Here is a 16,317-nt window from a genome sequence, read left to right as displayed (position 1 = left end):
AGTGACAAGCTACCCATCGACCGAGTTGTTAGTCAAGGATGACAATAAATCCGTAACATGTTCGATACACGATCACTAGAATCACAATCCGGGGGAGGAAGGACGCACTGTGGGCAGACCATCCGTGAGTACTGAGCGGCGGCAGCAGATCATCGAGGCGACCATCCGGTGTATCGGTCTGTACGGCATCGCAGGAGCCACCCTCGACAAGATCGCCGAGGAGTGTGGCATGTCGCGGGGTCACGTGCGCCACTTCATCGGCAACCGTGACGACCTCCTGGTCGAGACCACCCGCCAGTTCTACTTCGGCAACGAGTCGGACGGCTCACTGCTGCCCGAGGGCGTGGAGGGCATCGACCAGATTCTCGACTACCTGTTCGGCGACGAATTCACCCACCCCGACGCCGACAACTCGGTCGTTCTCGGCCTGGTGGAAGCATCGCGCACGAACCACGCCATCGCCGAAGTGATGCTGCGCGCCTACGAGCAGACCCAGACGGTGATCGCCGCCGCGATCGCCGAGCGTCACCCTGCCAGCGACCCGGCGAAGCTCGACGAGGTGTCGTTCGGCGTGATGACCCTGTCGCTCGGCAACGTCTTCATGTCTGACCTCGAGGTGTCGGCAGCCCGGACCACCGTCGCCCGGCGCATCGCTGAGGGCATGATCGCCGAGGCCGTCGTGGCATGAGTCAATGACTTTTGTTAGTCATGGTCGACTATGTATGATGAGCCGGAAGAGGCGGCGACTCCCGTCGCCCTGACCGGCATGGAGGAGACGGCTGTGGCTCACGAAGCACTCTGGCGAATGACCGCGACAGACCTGGCCGCGGCGATTGGCGGCCGGCACGTGACGGCGGTGCAGGTGATCACGGCCCACCTCGACCGCATCGCCCGAGTGAACCCTCTGGTCAACGCCGTGACGGTGGTGTTCAACGATCGATCGCTCGAACTGGCCGAGGCCGTCGACGCAGCCCTGGCCGAGGGGCGTGACCCTGGGCCGCTCGCCGGTGTTCCCTTCACGGTGAAGGAGAACATCGACCTCACCTGGTCTCCGACCACCCACGCCGCACGGTTTCTGGCCCAGGCGGTCTCGCCGACGAACGCCACTCTGGTGCAGCGCCTTCTCGATGCGGGTGCCATTCCGATCGCCCGGGGCAACATGCCCGACTTCGGCCTGCGCTGGGACACCGACAACGACCTCTTCGGCCGCACACTCAACCCCTGGCAGCCCGACCGCACCCCTGGCGGGTCGAGCGCGGGCGACGCCGTGGCTGTCGCCACCGGCATGACGCCCATCGGGCTCGGGAATGACTACGGCGGATCGCTTCGCCTGCCCGGCTTCGCGGCGGGCGTCTGTGCCCTGCGGCCGACGGCGGGCCGGGTGCCCGCTCCGACCACCCAGGCCGCCCCCGTGTCGCTTTCGCTGCAGAACTTCGCCGTGAACGGGGTTCTGGCGCGCTCGGTCGACGATCTCGACACCGTGTTCTCGATCATCCACGGCGCCGACGACTACGATCCACTGTCGGTCACCGTGGCCCACCCCTCCGGCTACGAGGGGCCGAAACGAGCGGCACTCACCCGCGACCCTCTCGGCTGGGGCGTCGACGACGCGGTCGACGAGGGTCTCACCCGCGCCGCCGAGGCCCTGACCGCGGCCGGCTGGCGGGTCACCGAGGTAGAGCCGCCCCTGATCGAACGTGCCGCCGTGCTCTGGCGCAGCATCTCGTCTACCGAGATGAGGGCGAGCTTCGCGCCCGGTGCGCTGCCGATGCCGCTGAGCGACGGATCGGTGACCTACTTCGACAACAACGTCGCCGGTGCCGAGTTGCTCGACACGGTCGATGCCTACGCGGACGCCTGGGCCGAGCGCATGCTCATTGCCGCGGCGTGGCGCTCGTTCCAGGCCGAGTACCCGGTCATCCTCGGCCCGGTGACGACCAGGCGCATGCCCGAGATCGGCTACGACCTCGACGGAGTCGAGGCCGCCGACGAACTCTGGCGCCGGCATCGCCTGCTCGTTACGGTGAACTTTCTAGGCCTTCCGTCGGTCGCGGTGCCCACCGGCCTCGACGACGACGGCGTTCCCTCGGGGGTGCAGCTCATCGCGTCGACCAACAACGAGCACATCGCCCTCGCGGCGGCCCGCGCGGTCGAGAGCGGCAGCGCCGCGATCACCCCGGTCGAACCGGTGCAGACGGCGTCGGCGCGGTGACCGGGTTGCTCGAGCCCCAGCTGGAATACGCCTTCGAGTTGCGCGTCGAGGTCGGCCCGCCGACGCACATCGGCCGCTCGGCGAGCGAAGACCTCAACTTCACCCCCATCACGGGTGGAACCGTCGAGGGCTCACTGCTCAGCGGCCGCATCCTGCCGGGCGGCGGAGACTATTGGGTCACCCGGGGCGACACAACGCAGCTCGATGCGCGGTACCTCATCGAAGCCGCCGATGGCGCGGTCATCGACATTGTGAACCGCGGCTATTTTCGTGCGGCCGACGAGGTGCTGCGACGGGCCGAGGCGGGCGAGCCGATGACCGAGAGCGACATCTACTACCGCACGGCTCCGGTCTTCCAGACGGATGCTCCGGCGCACCGCTGGCTCACCGGCAACCAGTTCATCGGCATGGCCCGCGGCGAACCGGGCTTCGTCTGCATCCGGGTCTACGTTCTGCGCTGACGGTCGCGGCAGCGCAGTCGACGGGTTACGAAGCCTCTTGACAGCACTTCGTCGTCGCCCCACAATGTACTAACCGGTACAAACATAACGCGAAGTGAAGGTCGACGATGACTCAGCCCAACGATGCCCTCAACGCGGCCCCTGACCGCGGCCGCCCCCTGCGGGCGGCGAATGCCGCCTGGATCGGCAGTGCCCTCGAGTACTACGACTTCTTCATCTACGGCACCTCGGCCGCGCTGGTGTTCGGCGTGGTCTTCTTTCCGAGCAGCGACCCCCTGCTCGGCACCCTGCTGGCGATCGCCACCTACGGCGTGGGGTACCTCGCCCGCCCGGTCGGTGCCCTCGTGCTCGGGCACTTCGGCGACCGCTTCGGGCGCAAGCGCATTCTGCTGGCGACGGTGCTGATGATGGGCGCCTCGACCTTTCTCGTCGGGTGCCTGCCGGGCTACGCGCAGATCGGCGCCGTCGCGCCCGTGCTGCTCGTGTTCCTGAGGCTGTTGCAGGGGTTCTCGGCCGGTGCCGAGCAGTCGGGCGCCAACTCGATCTCGCTCGAGAACGCCGCACCCAACCACCGCGCCTTCGTCACCAGCTTCACCCTGGTCGGCACCCAGGCCGGCCAGATCCTCGCCACCGCGGTGTTCATTCCCATCGCCACCCTGCCCAAAGACGACCTGTACTCGTGGGGCTGGCGCATTCCGTTCTGGCTGAGCGCGGTGGTCGTGCTGATCGCCTACTTCATTCGCCGCGGCATCACCGAGACCCCGGTGTTCGAAACTGCTGCCACGACCGGCACACTGACACGGGCGCCCCTGAAGGTGCTGTTCGCCGACCACTGGCACGCGGTCATCCGGGTCATCTGCGCGGCCCTCATCGCCGCGCCGAGCACGGTGTTCACGGTCTACGCCCTGTCGTACGCCGTCAACCAGAAGCACCTCGACGCGACGACGATGCTCGTCGTGGGCGTGCTGGCGAACGTGGCCGCCCTCGTCTCCATTCCGCTGTGGGCACGCCTGTCTGACCGCATCGGCCGCAAGCCGGTGTTCATCGGCGGGTCGATCGGCATTGCCATCACCATGCTCGCCTACCTCTGGGCCATCTCGATCGGCAACTACCCGCTCATCTTCGTGTTCGGCATTCTGATGTTCGGCATCGTCTACACGGCGACCTCGGCGGTCTGGCCCGCGTTCTACGGTGAGATGTTCCCCACCTCGGTGCGGCTGTCGGGCACCGCCTTCGGCACCCAGATCGGTTTCGCCATCTCGGGTTTCGTGCCCACCATCGCGGCGGCGGTCGCCGGCAACAGCGACTACGCCTGGCTGATCGTGGCCGGCATCATCGCAGTGGTCGTGCTGATCAACATCGTGGCGGTCGCCACCGGTCGCGAGACCTACCGCACGCCGATGGCCGAGCTCGGTCTGACCAAGCAGGAGCGGGCGCTGCAACAGGTGGGCCGGCGAGCGTGAGCGTGCACGACGGCGGCGCCTCCGGCCGCCCGGCGAGCAGCCGGAGGGCCCCGTGACGCCGACAGGGCCGGGCATCCTCGACGAGCGGCCGGCGGAGGAGGGCGAGTTCTTCGTCTACGCCCTCGCCTACGGCCGGCGCCGGGGGCTGCACGGCGAGCACTTCCACCGCTTCGACGCGCGCGCCTACGAGTCGCACCACACCGCCTACTACCTGTGGCTCGTCGTGGGCGCGCACAGCGTGTACCTCGTCGACACGGGCATGACCCGCGCACGGGCCGACGCGATCGCCGGCATGCAGTTCTTCGGCGAGGCGCCCGAGCTGCTGGCGGCCGTGGGCGTGGTGCCGGATGATCTCGACGCCGTCATTCTCACGCACCTGCACTACGACCACGCGGGGGGTGCCGCACTGCTGCCGGACGTGCCGCTGGTGGCGCAGCAGATCGAACGCGACTACTGGCGGGGTGCCACCGCCGAGCGCATCACCGAAGAGGCCTGGCTCACCGACGAGACCGACCTCGACCACCTCGACCGCGCCGTCGCCGACGGCCGGGCCACCCTCGTCGACGGCGACGCCGAGATCGCACCCGGGCTCGGCGTTCACCTCGTCGGAGGCCACACCGTCGGAACGCAGGTGGTCAGCGTGAACACCCGCGACGGCGTCGTCGTGATCGCCTCCGACGCCAGCCACTTCTACGAGAACATCGAGTGCGACAAGGCTCCGGCGATCTTCAGCTCGTACCCCGAGGTGTTCTTCGGCTTCGACCGCATTCGCGACCTCGCCGGCGACCCCGGCCTGGTGGTGGCCGGCCACGACCCTCTCGTACTCGAGCGCTTCGCTCCGTTCGAGGCAGCGACACCCACGGCGCGCATCAGCGCCACCCGAAGCCCGCACGCGAGGAGCACATCCGTGACCCGAGATCACTACCAGGTCGGCCTGATCGGCGAGGGCATCGGCGCCTCGCTGAGCCCGGCGATGCACATGCGCGAGGCCGCCCTGCAGGGCCTCGACTACGACTACCGCATTCTCGACCTGCTCGACCTGCACGAGCCCCCCGAGAGCGTCGGCCGCCTGGTGCGCCGCGCGCGAGACGAGGGGTACGCCGCTCTGAACATCACCCACCCCTGCAAGCAGCTGGTGATCGAGGCCCTCGACGAGCTGAGCCCCGCCGCCGCCCAGCTGGGCGCCGTCAACCTGGTGCTGATGCGGGATGGCCGGCTGATCGGGGACAACACCGACTGGCTCGGCTTTCGCAGCGCCATGACCGACGCCCTGCCGAACGCCGAACTCGGCACGGTGCTGCAGTTCGGCGCCGGCGGAGCCGGTGCGGCCACCGCGTACACCGCGCTCACGCTGGGCGCCGAGCGGCTCGTCATCGTCGACGTCGACGTCGAGCGAGCGCGCGAGCTCGCCGAGCGGTACGCCCAGCACTTCTCCGGCAGCGAGGTCATGGCGGCGAGCAGCGCCGACGCGCAGGCGATGCTGGCTGCGGCGAGTGGGGTGATCCACTCCACCCCCACCGGGATGGCCCAGCATCCGGGCCTGCCGTTCGACGTCACTGCGTTGCCTGCCGGCGCCTGGGTGGCCGAGGTGGTCTACCGCCCCATTGAGACCGAGCTGGTGCGAACCGCGCGGGCGGCCGGGTACCAGGTGCTCGACGGCGGCCGCATGGCCGTGGGGCAGGCGGCCGAGAGTCTGAAGCTCATCACGGGCATCGAGCCCGACGCCGCGCGCATGCGGGAGCACTTTCTCGCCCTGCTAACGCTCGAGCCCGAGCCCGAGCCCGAGAAGGGCGCGCGCCGATGAGGTCGTCGATCGCCACGGTGTGCATCAGCGGCTCGCTCGAAGAGAAACTCGACGCCATCGCCCAGGCCGGCTTTGACGGCTACGAACTCTTCGAGAACGACCTGATCACCAGCTCGATGTCGCCCGCAGCCGTGGCGGGGCGCACCCGCGAGCTGGGGCTCACGCTCGAGCTGTACCAGCCGTTCCGCGACTTCGAGGGGGTCGACGCCGGCACCCTCGCCCGCAACCTGCGCCGCGCCGAACGCAAGTTCGAGCTGATGGGCGAGCTCGGCGCCCGCATGATGCTGGTGTGCTCGAACGTCGCCACGGCGCAGTTCGGCGACGACGCCCGCGCCGTCGACCAGCTCGGCGCGCTGGCCGACCTGGCCCAGCGTCACGGCATCAGCCTCGCCTACGAGGCCCTGGCCTGGGGGCGCTTCGTGTCGACCTACGAGCACGCCTGGCGCATCGTCGAGCAGGTGGGGCACGACAGCCTCGGTATCTGTCTCGACAGCTTTCACATTCTGTCGCGGGGGTCGTCGCTCGACACGATCGACAACATTCCGGGCGAGAAGATCTTCTTCTGCCAGCTCGCCGACGCCCCAGCCATGTCGCTCGACGTGCTCAGCTGGAGCCGCCACTACCGGCTGTTTCCGGGTGAGGGCGTGTGGGACCTGGGCGCGTTCGTTGCCACGGCCGTCGACGCCGGATACACCGGCCCTCTCTCGCTCGAGGTGTTCAACGACGTCTTCAGGCAGAGCGACCCGTTCACCACGGCCCGGGATGCCCGGCGATCACTGGTCGCGGTAGAAGACGCCGCGAGCGAGCGCGTCAGCGCGTCGCGGCCGGCGGTGTCGCTGTCGACGCTGCCGCCCGTCAGCGAGACAGCGGGCTTCAGCTTCGTCGAACTCGCACCGGGCGATCTCGCCGCGACCCGGCGGTTTCTCGCCGGACTCGGCCTTCAACGGGTGGGCGACCACCGCCGCAAGAACTCCGAGCTCTGGAGCGCGGGCGACGCGAACATCGTACTGAACCGCGACCGCGACGACGCCGAGCCCACCATCGCGGCGATCGGAGTCGAGGTGTTCAACGTCGACGAAGCCTCACGGCGGGCGGTCGCCCTCGGCTCGCGTGTGCTGCCCCGCGACCGGCAGCAGGGCGAACGCGTGCTGCACGCGGTGAACACACCCGACGGCATCGAACTCTACTTCAGCCCGAGTGAGACCGCCGGGTCGTGGGTCGACGAATTCGGCGGCCGGGCAGACACCGAGAGCAGGGCGGACACCGAGAGCCTGGCAGACACCGAGAGCCTGGCAGACACCGAGGGCGGGGCAGACACCGAGAGCCTGGCGGCCGCAGACGCCGGCACCGGGCTCGGGGGTGGAGGCGAGGCGGGTGCTGCGGGCATCCGGAGCATCGACCACATCGGCCTGCTGCAGCCGTGGCAGCGTGCCGACGAGGCCTCGCTGTTCTACCGCAGCGTGCTGGGTCTCGCCGTGAGCGACAGCGTCGACGTCTCGTCGCAGTCGGGGCTGGTGCGCAGCCGGTCGCTGGCGAGCGCCGACCGGGGTGTGCGCATTGCGCTGAACATCGCCCCGGCCGCCGACGAGCGGCAGCAGCAGTACCTCAACCACATCGCGTTCGCCACCGACGACCTGGCGGCGCTGGCCGACCGGCTCGCAGCGCACGCCGACGTGCTGGCCATTCCGCGCAACTACTACGACGATCTCGATGCACGCACCGATCTCGGCGCCGAACGCATCGCCGGGTTGGCGGCCCGCAACATTCTGTTCGACGATGACGAGCACGGCCGTTTTCTGCACCTGTACGTGCGCCCCATCGGCGACGTGCTCATCGAGATCGTGCAACGGGTCGACCGATATGATGGCTACGGCGCGGCGAATTCGCCGGTTCGTCTCGCCGCGTTGCGCGTCAGCCCCCGCTGAGATGCCGCGCCGAACAGTCTCGCCTGGCGGTCAGGAGTGGGTCGTCGTGTCGAACGCCGGTGAGCCCAACGCGCTGGCCGCTGTGCCCGAATCGGCCGCACCCGAACAGGTGGCGCCCGGGCAGCCCGTGGCCGGCGGGGCCGCGCCGCGCAGCATCCGTCGACGCGACCCCGACGCCACCAAGCAGAACATTCTCGAGGTGGCCACCGCCGAGTTCGCCGACCGCGGCTACTCGGGTGCTGGCGTCGACGACATCGCCGATCGAACGCACACGACGAAACGGATGATCTACTACTACTTCGGCTCGAAGGAGGGCCTCTACCTGGCCGTGCTCGAGCGGGCGTACGAGGTGATCCGCGACCTCGAGCAGACGCTCGACGTCACCGGAATGCCCCCGGTACAGGGCCTGCGCCGACTGGCCGAGTTCACCTACGACCATCACACGAGTCACCGCGACTTCGTTCGGCTGGTGAGCATCGAAAACACGCACCGGGCCGAGCACCTCTCGCGGTCGACGAGCATACCCGCGCTCAACTCACGGGCGATCGAGACGCTCACCGACGTGCTCGAGCGGGGCATCGCCGAGGGCGTGTTCCGGTCAGACCTGAGCGCGCTCGACGTGCACATGCTGATCAGCTCGTACCCGATCTTTCACGTGGCGAACCGGTACACGTTCCGGGCGCTGTTCGACCTCGACATGCTCGACCCCGCCAAGCACGACCACTACCGCCGGCTGGCGGGCGACATGGTCGTCGCCACCCTGACCGCGGGCGCCCCCTCTGCCCGGCCACTCCCGACGGAAGGCTCTCAGCCATGACGACCCAGACCCCGCACATCCTCATTCTGAACGGGCCGAACCTCAATATGCTCGGCCTGCGCGAGCCCGGCCTCTACGGCTCGCAGACCCTCGCCGACGCCGAGCAGGCCGTCACCTCGCGCGCCGTCGAACTGGGCGTCGAGGTCGAGTTCGTGCAGAGCAACTACGAGGGCGCCCTCATCGATGCCCTGCACGCGGGTCGTACGAGCGCCGACGGCGTCGTGATCAACCCCGGCGGGCTCACGCACACCTCCGTCTCGCTGCGCGACGCCGTTCTCGCCTCAGAGCTGCCGATGGTCGAGGTGCACGTGTCGAATGTTCACGCACGCGAGGAGTTCCGCCGACACTCCTACCTGTCAGACATCGCGATCGCCGTGATCGCCGGCGCGGGCATCCGCGGCTACGTCTACGGCCTCGAGACCGTCGTGGCGGCCCTCCGGGCTTGAGCGGCCTTCCGGGCTCGGGCTACTCCGTCGGGCTCGTGCTAATCTTCCGGGCTCGTGCTAATGTTCCGGGCTCCGGCTGCCCTTCCGGCTCAGGCGGCCCTCCGCACCTAGGCGTTCGCGGCGGCCTGGCGCAGGGCGTTCTTGCGCACCTTGCCGCTGGCGGTGCGGGGCAGCTCGGCGACGACCTCGTACGTCTGCGGAATCTTGTACTTGGCGAGCATGCTGCGCAGCTCGGCGATGGTCTGGGCTGGGTCGTGCTGCACCCCCGGCGCCAGCACCACGACCGCGTGGGGTACCTCTCCCCACCGCTCGTCGGGCCGGCCGATCACGGCCACCCCGGTGAACCAGGGCAACCGCATCAGGGCCTCCTCCACCTCGGCCGAGTAGATGTTCTCGCCGCCTGAGATGATCATGTCTTTGATGCGGTCGGAGATGAACAGAAAACCCTCGTCGTCGACGTAGCCGAGGTCGCCGGTCTTCAGCCAGCCGTCGGCGGTGCGCAGGGCCGCAGTGGCGACCGGATCGTTCCAGTACTCAGAGATGGCGTTCGGCCCCAGGGCCTGGATTTCGCCGACCATGCCGTGCGGCAGCTCGACGTCGGTCGGGCCAGCCACGCGCACCTCGGTGAAGAAGTGCGGCAGACCGGCCGAACCAGCCTTGCTGACCGAGTAGCGCGGCTGCAGCGAGGTCACCCCGGGAGCGGTCTCGGTCATGCCGTAACCGCTGGAGAACGACAGACCGCGCCGCTCGTACGCCTCACGAACCCGGGCCGGCACCGCCGAGCCGCCACAGGTGAGGCTGCGCAGCGACGAGATGTCGGTCGAGGCCCAGTGCGGATGCTCGCACAGCAGCTGGAACGTCGTGGGCACTCCGCTGATGAACGTTGCACGGTGTTTCTCGATCAGGGCGAGAGCCTGGCCGGGCTCGAACCGCTCGGCGACGATCACGGTGCCGCCCTTCAGCAGGGTGGGCAGGCAGCCCATGCCGAGCGACGCCACGTGGAACAGCGGCGCGATCATGAGCGACCGCTCGTCGCTCAGCACGTCGTAGTCGGTGAGCACGTTGAGCGCGTTCCAGGTCAGGTTGCCGTGGGTCAGCACCGCACCCTTGGGCCTTCCGGTGGTGCCCGAGGTGTAGATGATCACGGCCGGGTCGTCGAGGCCGACGGGTTCGTCACGGTGGCGGTCGTCGCCCGAGGCGAGCAGCTGCTCGAACGGCTCGGCCACGGGCACGGTGCCGCGAGCGTCGTCGGCCGCGAGCGCGGTGCCGCGGGCATCCGTCGCCGCAGGGCTCGAACCCCGGGCATCCGTCGTCGGGCTCGAACCCCGGGCAGCCGTCGCCCGGGGCTGGCCCTCACCCACGATGGCGAGCCGCCGAACGCCGCCGGCCGAACCGGCGAGGGCGTCGAGCGCCACCGACGAGAGATTCTCTGAGTACACAAAGGTCTCGGCGCCCGAGTCGTCGATCATGTGCGCCAGCTCGGCCGCCACGAGGCGCGTGTTGAGCGGCACGAACACTGCGCCGAGCAGCCCGCAGGCGAACATCGTCTCGATGAACGCCGGATGGTTGTTGCCGAGGTACGCCACCCGGTCGCCCCGCGCCACCCCCCTGTCGGCGAGCGCACCGGCGAGCCGGTCGACCCGCGTCGCGAGCTCGTCGTAGTCGACCTCGCGGTCGTTGTGGATGATGGCGGGCATGCCCGCCGACTTCACGCGTCGGCGGTGCGCCCAGGTACCGATGCCCTGATTCGCCATTGAATCTCTCCTCGTGTCAGCTGCGTGAGACGGATGCGCGAATCAGCTGTAGAACCGGGCGATGAACTCGGCCACCAGCGCGGGGCGTTCGCCGCCCTCGATCTGCATGACCGTTCCCACTTTGATCTGCACGCCGCCCTTCACCTCGGTGACCTCGTCGATGGTCGCGGCCATGCGCAGGCGCGAGCCCACGGTCACCGGCGAGGTGAAACGCACCCGGTCGAGACCGTAGTTCACCTTCGAGGTGACGCCTTCGACGTCGAACAGCTCTGTCCAGAACGGGATGACCAGGGCGAGCGTCAGAAACCCGTGGGCGATGGTGGTGCCGAAGGGGCCGTCTTTCGCGCGCTCGGGGTCGGTGTGAATCCACTGGTCGTCGTTGGCGGCCACGGCGAACTGGTCGATGCGCTGCTGGGTGATCTCGAACCACTCGGTGGTTCCGAGGTCGGTGCCGACGAGGCTTGGCAGCTGGTCGAAGGTGACGATGGTCTTGGCGGTGCTGGTGTCGGTCATACGGATGCTCCAATGCTGGTGATGAATCTGCCGGTGATGAGGGCGTCGATGTCGTGGGTTCCTTCGTAGGAGGAGATGGCCTCGGCGTCGGCGTGGAAGCGCGGGGAGAACTCGGTCACGCGAGGCCCAGCAGCGTCACGGCGTTGGCCTTGAGGATCTTCGGCCGCACGGTGTCTTTCAGGCCGAGGTCGGCGAAGTCGGTCATCCAGACGTCTGGCGAGATCAGCGGAAAGTCTGAGCCGAACAGCACGCGGTCTTGCAGAAACGAGTTCGCCGCTCGCACCAGCTGGGGCGGAAAGTACTTCGGGCGCCAGCCCGACAGGTCGATGTACACGTTCGACTTGTGGGTGGCGACCGAGATCGCCTCGTCTTGCCACGGCACAGAGGGATGCGCCATCACGATGGTGAGGCTCGGGAACGCGGCGGCCACCTCGTCGAGCAGAATCGGGTTCGACAGGCCCAGCCGCAGGCCGTGGCCGCCCGGTGTTCCCGCGCCGATGCCGGTCTGGCCGGTGTGGAACAGGGCGGGAACCCCGAGCTCGTCGATCACCTGCCACAGGCCGAACCACTGCTCATCGCTGGGGTCGAAACCCTGCACGGTGGGGTGGAACTTGAACCCGCGGGCGCCGTGCTCGCTGACCAGCACGCGCGCAAGGTCGGCCGCATCGGCCCGGTGCGGGTCGACCGAGGCGAACGGAATCAGCACGTCGCTGTTGCGCGCGGCCCCCTCGACCACTTCGATGCTCGAGATCGGCGGTGTGCCGAGCGCGAACTCGGCGTCGACCGTGAAGACGACCGCCGCCATCTGCCGCTCACGGTAGAAGTCGGCGATGGCGTCGAGCGTCGGCACCGTGCCGCCTGTCTTGAAGTACGTGCTCGCCGCCTCGGCGAGATCGGGCGGCAGCGCCGTGCGACCGTCGTCGCCCACCTCGATGTGCACGTGCGTATCGATCGCCACCACGGCGGCGAGATCGATGCCTGACTCGTACACGCCGGTCAGACGCTCGGAGCGGGCTGGAGCTCGGCCGGCAGCGGCGGAAACTCCTCGCCGATGCTCTGCTGGTTCTCGCGCAGAATGTCGCCGAACTCGTCGGTGAGCGATTCGACGCTCCAGCCGCCGTCGCGGTAGGCGGTGACGGCCGCCTCGGGGTGGGTGTAGATCTGCACACGGTCGCCGCCGATGCCGATCACCTGGCCATTGACGTCGGCTGCGGCATCCGAGGCCAGGTAGCTCACCAGCCCCGCCACGTCGTCGGCCGTTCCGAAGCCGAGGTCTTTGCGGTAGAAGTCGGGCATCGGCTGCCCGGCGTCGTCGGCGTCGATGGCCGGCTTGAAGTACGGCACCGTGCGGGTCATCGCGGTCGCCGCCACGGGTACGACGGCGTTGACGGTGGTGCCCGACTTCTTCATCTCGAGCGCCCAGGTGCGCACCATGCCCACGATGCCCGCCTTCGCGGCAGCGTAGTTGGTCTGGCCGAAGTTGCCGCGCTGCCCGGTGGGCGAGCCGATGGCGATGATGCGCCCGGCCACGCCGTTCTCCTTGAAGTAGCCGTACGCCTCGCGGGCGCAGGTGAACGTGCCGCGCAGGTGCACCGCGATCACGGTGTCGAAGTCGTCGTCGGTCATCTTCAGAATCGACTTGTCGCGCAGCACCCCGGCGTTCGTCACCAGAATGTCGAGCCGGCCGAACTCGGCCACCGCGGTCGCCACGAGCTGCTTCGCCACCTCGCTGGTGCCGACCGGCGCGACGACCGCGACCGCGCTGCCGCCCTCGTCGACGATGGCCGAGACGGCCGCGTCGGCCACCTCGGCGTCGACGTCGTTGATGACGACGGATGCTCCCCGCCGGGCGAGTTCCCTCGCATAGGCGAGCCCGAGGCCGCGCCCGCTGCCGGTGACGATCGCCACCCGACCGGAAAGTTCCTGCACCATCTCAAGCTCCCTTGCTTCGTTCGGCGCCCGCCTCGCTGCCGGCCCGAGGCCGGCCTGCCGAGGTGCGGGCCTAGAATCGCGTTGACCGGAGTGCGGTCGAGAATTAGCCTAATGACAACAATTGATAATTTCAACGATTATCTGGGAAAGCGAGACCGATGCCCGTGCAGCCCGCCCCTGCGCCTGCTTCTGCGCCCGCAAGTGCGCCGGCTCCTGCGCCTGCTTCCGCGCCGCCTGCCACCGCACGCCCGCTGCTCAGCGAGGCCCCGCTGGCTCACGAGATCGAGTTTCTCGCCGTGAAGGCGGCGGCCGACGGCACCCGCCACGCCAATGAGCTGCTCAAACCCCTCAACCTGAAGGTGCGGTCGTACTCGGTGCTGGTGCTCGCCGCGGGCGAGACTGAACCGACCCAGCGCGAACTCGCCTCGTTTCTGTCGCTCGACCCCAGCCAGATCGTGGCCCTGGTCGACGAACTCGAGACGAAGGGCCTGGTCGAGCGGGTTGTCGACCCCGCAGACCGGCGATCGAAGGTCATCACGGCCACCCCCGCGGGGCGACACCTCGTGGCCCGCGCGACCGCCGCGACCCGTGCCGCTGAGGCCGATTCGCTCGCAGCCCTCACCATCGACGAGCGCGAGACGTTGCGCGGCCTGCTGCGCAAAGTGGCGTTCTCCGACTGACCCGCACCGGTGCTCGCCTCCTGCCGTTCGGGCGAGTCGATCGTCGAGAGCCAGCGCAAGAATGCCCCGGCGTGTCTCGGCCCTCAGAGGGCGGCGAGCAGCAGCGGGTAGGCGGCGCTCAACGGATCGATCAGCTCGAAGTGGCCTGCGTCTCCGATCTCGTCGAAGCGGATGCCCGGCTCGCGCCGCGCGTAGGCCCGGCTGAATTCGACCGGTACCTCGGCGTCGCGGGAGCCGTGCAGCAGCACGGTCTGAACCCGGGCCGACGGTGGCACGGGCAGCTGCATCGGATCGACCTCTGCCACGCGCTCGGCGAACCCCGCCCGCCCGGCGTCGAGCAGCTCGGCGACCACGCCACCGCTCAGGCCGAGCCGGTGCGCCGACGCCACGTCGAGCACGCCCGCGAGCGCGACCACCCGGTCGGCGTCGACGGCTGAGGTCGGCGGCGAAGACAGGCGCCCCGCCCCCTCCGGCTGACCGACGGCGCGGATGCACTGGCTCCAGATGGCGAGCTGGCCGCCCGCGGAGTGGCCCACTACCGTCGTGCCAGGAGTCGCACGCGCGTCACGGCCACCAACCCCGACGCCATCGCCGACGCCATCGCCACCGTCTTCGGCGCGGCCACGAGCGCGGCCGCCCCAGCCCCCACGCGCGCCCGCCGCCGCGGTCACGGCGGCCGCGACGAGAGACGGCAAGGCAGCCACCGCCAGCGCTGCGTCGTCGAAGGTGCCCGGGTACCCTCCGCCCGGGTCGCCGATGCGGCGGTACTCGGGCAGCGCCACCGCGAACCCGTCGCTCGCCAGCGCCTCCGCCAACGGACGCAGGTGGGTGCGGTCGTACCGGTTGCGCCAGAACCCGCCGTGCAGCAGTACGACCGTTCGGCCGCCGCCGGCCGCGTGCGTCGACGGCAAATACAGGTCGGCCAGCTGCAGCTCGCCCCCGCCATACCGCACTACGGCGTCGGGCTCCCGCGCCGCCCGCTCGAGCACGTCGCTCATCGCGCGACGCATGCGATCTGTGCGGTGCCTCCCAGCGCCACCACCGCCCGGCCGGCCAGACCCGCCCTCATCGCGCTTCGGGCAGCAGCCGCCCGATAGCCGCCACGGCCAGCTCCACTTCGGCGAAGCTGGTCGAGAGCGGCGACAGCCCGAGCCTGATGCCCGACGGCGCCCGGAAGTCGGGAATGATGCCCTGCTGCCAGAGCCCCGCCATCGACTCCCGGAACACCGGGTGGTCGAGAGTGACGTGCCCGCCGCGCACCTCGTGCTCGCGGGGCGTCGACAGCGTCACGCCGAGCTGCGCGAGACGCTCGTCGAACAGCGCGATGGCGTAGTCGGTGAGCAGCAGCGACTTCCGCCGGATGGCGTCGATGCCCACCTCGGCGATCAGGCCGAGCATCTCGCCCATCGCGAGCATGCCGAGCACGGGTGGGGTGCCGCTCAGAAACCGACGGATGCCGTCGGCCGGCTGGTACCCCGCCGCCATGTCGAACGGGGTCTTGTCGCCCATCCAGCCCCAGATCGGCTGCCGCGACGAGGCGATCAGGTCGCTGCGCACGTACACGAAGGCCGGCGAACCGGGGCCTCCGTTGAGGTATTTGTACGTGCATCCGGTCGCGAAGTCGACCTGCCACTCGTCGAGCTCGATGGGCACGGCGCCGACCGAGTGGCAGAGATCCCACACGACCAGGGCACCGTGGGCGTGCGCCAGCTCGGTGATCTCACGGATGTTCGCGAGGTACCCCGAGCGGTACGCGATGTGGCTCAGCAGCACGACCGCGGTGTTCTGCCCCAGCACCGCGCGCACATCGTCGACGGTCGCGCCCTGGTTCGGGTCGGCGTCGATCCAGCGCAGGGTCGCGCCCGTCTCGGCTGCAATGCCTTCGACGATGAACCGGTCGGTCGGAAAGTTGCCGCTGTCGATGACGATCTCGCTGCGACCCGCGTTGGCGTGCAGCGCCGTGCGCACCAGCTTGTAGAGCGACACGGTGGTCGAGTCGCCGACCACGACCTGCCCGGGCGCGGCACCGAGCGTCTCGCGGCCGATGCGGTCGCCCAGGCGCAGGGGCAGCTCGAGCCACGACTCATCCCACCCCCGAATCAGCCGGCCGCCCCACTGGTCGCCGATGAAGTCGGCGTAGAGGCCGGGCAGGCTCTTCGGCGGCCGGCCGAGCGAGTTGCCGTCGAGGTAGGCGAGGATGCCCGGGTCGTCGGCTCCGATGAACCGATCGCGATACGACCGCAGCGGGTCGGCCGCGTCGAGCTCGGCGGCGCTTGCACCCGAGGCGCGTGGAGTTGCTTCGATGGTCAT

Annotated in this window: 16 protein-coding genes; 9 read left to right on the top strand and 7 right to left on the bottom strand. The window is 69.3% G+C overall.

What is annotated here, in order from left to right; genetic code table 11:
• Positions 1-124 precede the first annotated feature (124 nt).
• From V3W46_RS14210 to aroQ, 8 genes are all read left to right on the top strand, one after another.
• Positions 125-688 (top strand): TetR/AcrR family transcriptional regulator, encoded by a 564-nt coding sequence (locus tag V3W46_RS14210; protein ID WP_331783783.1) that lies wholly within the window; start codon positions 125-127, stop codon positions 686-688.
• 30 nt (positions 689-718) lie between these two features.
• Positions 719-2,212 carry an amidase family protein gene (locus V3W46_RS14205; protein ID WP_331783782.1) on the top strand — a complete coding sequence of 498 codons (1,494 nt, stop codon included), beginning with the start codon at positions 719-721 and terminating at the stop codon, positions 2,210-2,212.
• Complete coding sequence (locus V3W46_RS14200; RefSeq protein ID WP_331783781.1) at positions 2,209-2,673, top strand: DUF3237 domain-containing protein; 465 nt, start codon at positions 2,209-2,211, stop codon at positions 2,671-2,673. The genes V3W46_RS14205 and V3W46_RS14200 overlap by 4 nt, the downstream gene beginning before the upstream one ends.
• Before the next feature lie 107 nt (positions 2,674-2,780).
• Positions 2,781-4,136, top strand: coding sequence for an MFS transporter (locus V3W46_RS14195; RefSeq protein ID WP_331783780.1), 1,356 nt, complete (start codon positions 2,781-2,783; stop codon positions 4,134-4,136).
• Positions 4,137-4,188: 52 nt separating this feature from the next.
• Positions 4,189-5,940 (top strand): shikimate dehydrogenase, encoded by a 1,752-nt coding sequence (locus V3W46_RS14190; protein WP_331783779.1) that lies wholly within the window; start codon positions 4,189-4,191, stop codon positions 5,938-5,940.
• Positions 5,937-7,865, top strand: a complete 1,929-nt coding sequence (locus V3W46_RS14185) for a sugar phosphate isomerase/epimerase and 4-hydroxyphenylpyruvate domain-containing protein (RefSeq protein WP_331783778.1) — start codon at positions 5,937-5,939, stop codon at positions 7,863-7,865. Before V3W46_RS14190 ends, V3W46_RS14185 begins: the two co-directional genes overlap by 4 nt.
• A gap of 46 nt (positions 7,866-7,911) precedes the next feature.
• On the top strand, positions 7,912-8,682 hold the full coding sequence (locus V3W46_RS14180) for a TetR/AcrR family transcriptional regulator (RefSeq protein WP_331783777.1): 771 nt from the start codon (positions 7,912-7,914) through the stop codon (positions 8,680-8,682).
• A complete protein-coding gene (gene aroQ / locus V3W46_RS14175; RefSeq protein ID WP_331783776.1) occupies positions 8,679-9,128 on the top strand; it encodes a type II 3-dehydroquinate dehydratase in 450 nt (149 codons plus the stop codon). The genes V3W46_RS14180 and aroQ overlap by 4 nt, the downstream gene beginning before the upstream one ends.
• Before the next feature lie 107 nt (positions 9,129-9,235).
• On the opposite strand, the gene V3W46_RS14170 is transcribed toward aroQ, so the two are convergent.
• Genes V3W46_RS14170 through V3W46_RS14150 form a run of 5 tightly spaced genes read right to left on the bottom strand, consistent with a single transcriptional unit; the run spans position 9,236 to position 13,327 of the window.
• Entirely contained in the window at positions 9,236-10,882 is a 1,647-nt protein-coding gene (locus V3W46_RS14170) for an acyl-CoA synthetase (RefSeq protein ID WP_331783775.1), read from the bottom strand.
• 42 nt (positions 10,883-10,924) lie between these two features.
• Positions 10,925-11,395 (bottom strand): MaoC family dehydratase, encoded by a 471-nt coding sequence (locus V3W46_RS14165; RefSeq protein ID WP_331783774.1) that lies wholly within the window; start codon positions 11,393-11,395, stop codon positions 10,925-10,927.
• Positions 11,392-11,514, bottom strand: coding sequence for a hypothetical protein (locus V3W46_RS14160; protein ID WP_331783773.1), 123 nt, complete (start codon positions 11,512-11,514; stop codon positions 11,392-11,394). Before V3W46_RS14160 ends, V3W46_RS14165 begins: the two co-directional genes overlap by 4 nt.
• Positions 11,511-12,395 carry an amidohydrolase family protein gene (locus V3W46_RS14155; protein ID WP_331784100.1) on the bottom strand — a complete coding sequence of 295 codons (885 nt, stop codon included), beginning with the start codon at positions 12,393-12,395 and terminating at the stop codon, positions 11,511-11,513. The genes V3W46_RS14160 and V3W46_RS14155 overlap by 4 nt, the downstream gene beginning before the upstream one ends.
• Positions 12,392-13,327, bottom strand: coding sequence for an SDR family NAD(P)-dependent oxidoreductase (locus tag V3W46_RS14150; protein WP_331783772.1), 936 nt, complete (start codon positions 13,325-13,327; stop codon positions 12,392-12,394). The genes V3W46_RS14155 and V3W46_RS14150 overlap by 4 nt, the downstream gene beginning before the upstream one ends.
• A 158-nt stretch (positions 13,328-13,485) precedes the next feature.
• Between V3W46_RS14150 and V3W46_RS14145 the strand changes: the two genes are divergently transcribed.
• Positions 13,486-14,007, top strand: a complete 522-nt coding sequence (locus V3W46_RS14145; RefSeq protein WP_331783771.1) for a MarR family winged helix-turn-helix transcriptional regulator — start codon at positions 13,486-13,488, stop codon at positions 14,005-14,007.
• An 83-nt stretch (positions 14,008-14,090) separates the two neighbouring features.
• Here V3W46_RS14145 and V3W46_RS14140 read toward each other — a convergent pair whose 3' ends face one another.
• Together V3W46_RS14140 and kynU are read right to left on the bottom strand one after the other, a co-directional pair.
• Positions 14,091-15,005, bottom strand: coding sequence for an alpha/beta hydrolase (locus tag V3W46_RS14140; protein ID WP_331783770.1), 915 nt, complete (start codon positions 15,003-15,005; stop codon positions 14,091-14,093).
• A gap of 67 nt (positions 15,006-15,072) precedes the next feature.
• Positions 15,073-16,317 carry a kynureninase gene (gene kynU, locus V3W46_RS14135; RefSeq protein WP_331783769.1) on the bottom strand — a complete coding sequence of 415 codons (1,245 nt, stop codon included), beginning with the start codon at positions 16,315-16,317 and terminating at the stop codon, positions 15,073-15,075.

Origin of the sequence: Subtercola sp. YIM 133946 (assembly GCF_036553535.1) — a bacterium.
In the GTDB taxonomy this organism is placed as follows: domain Bacteria; phylum Actinomycetota; class Actinomycetes; order Actinomycetales; family Microbacteriaceae; genus Subtercola.
This window is presented reverse-complemented; position numbering and strand designations above follow the sequence as displayed.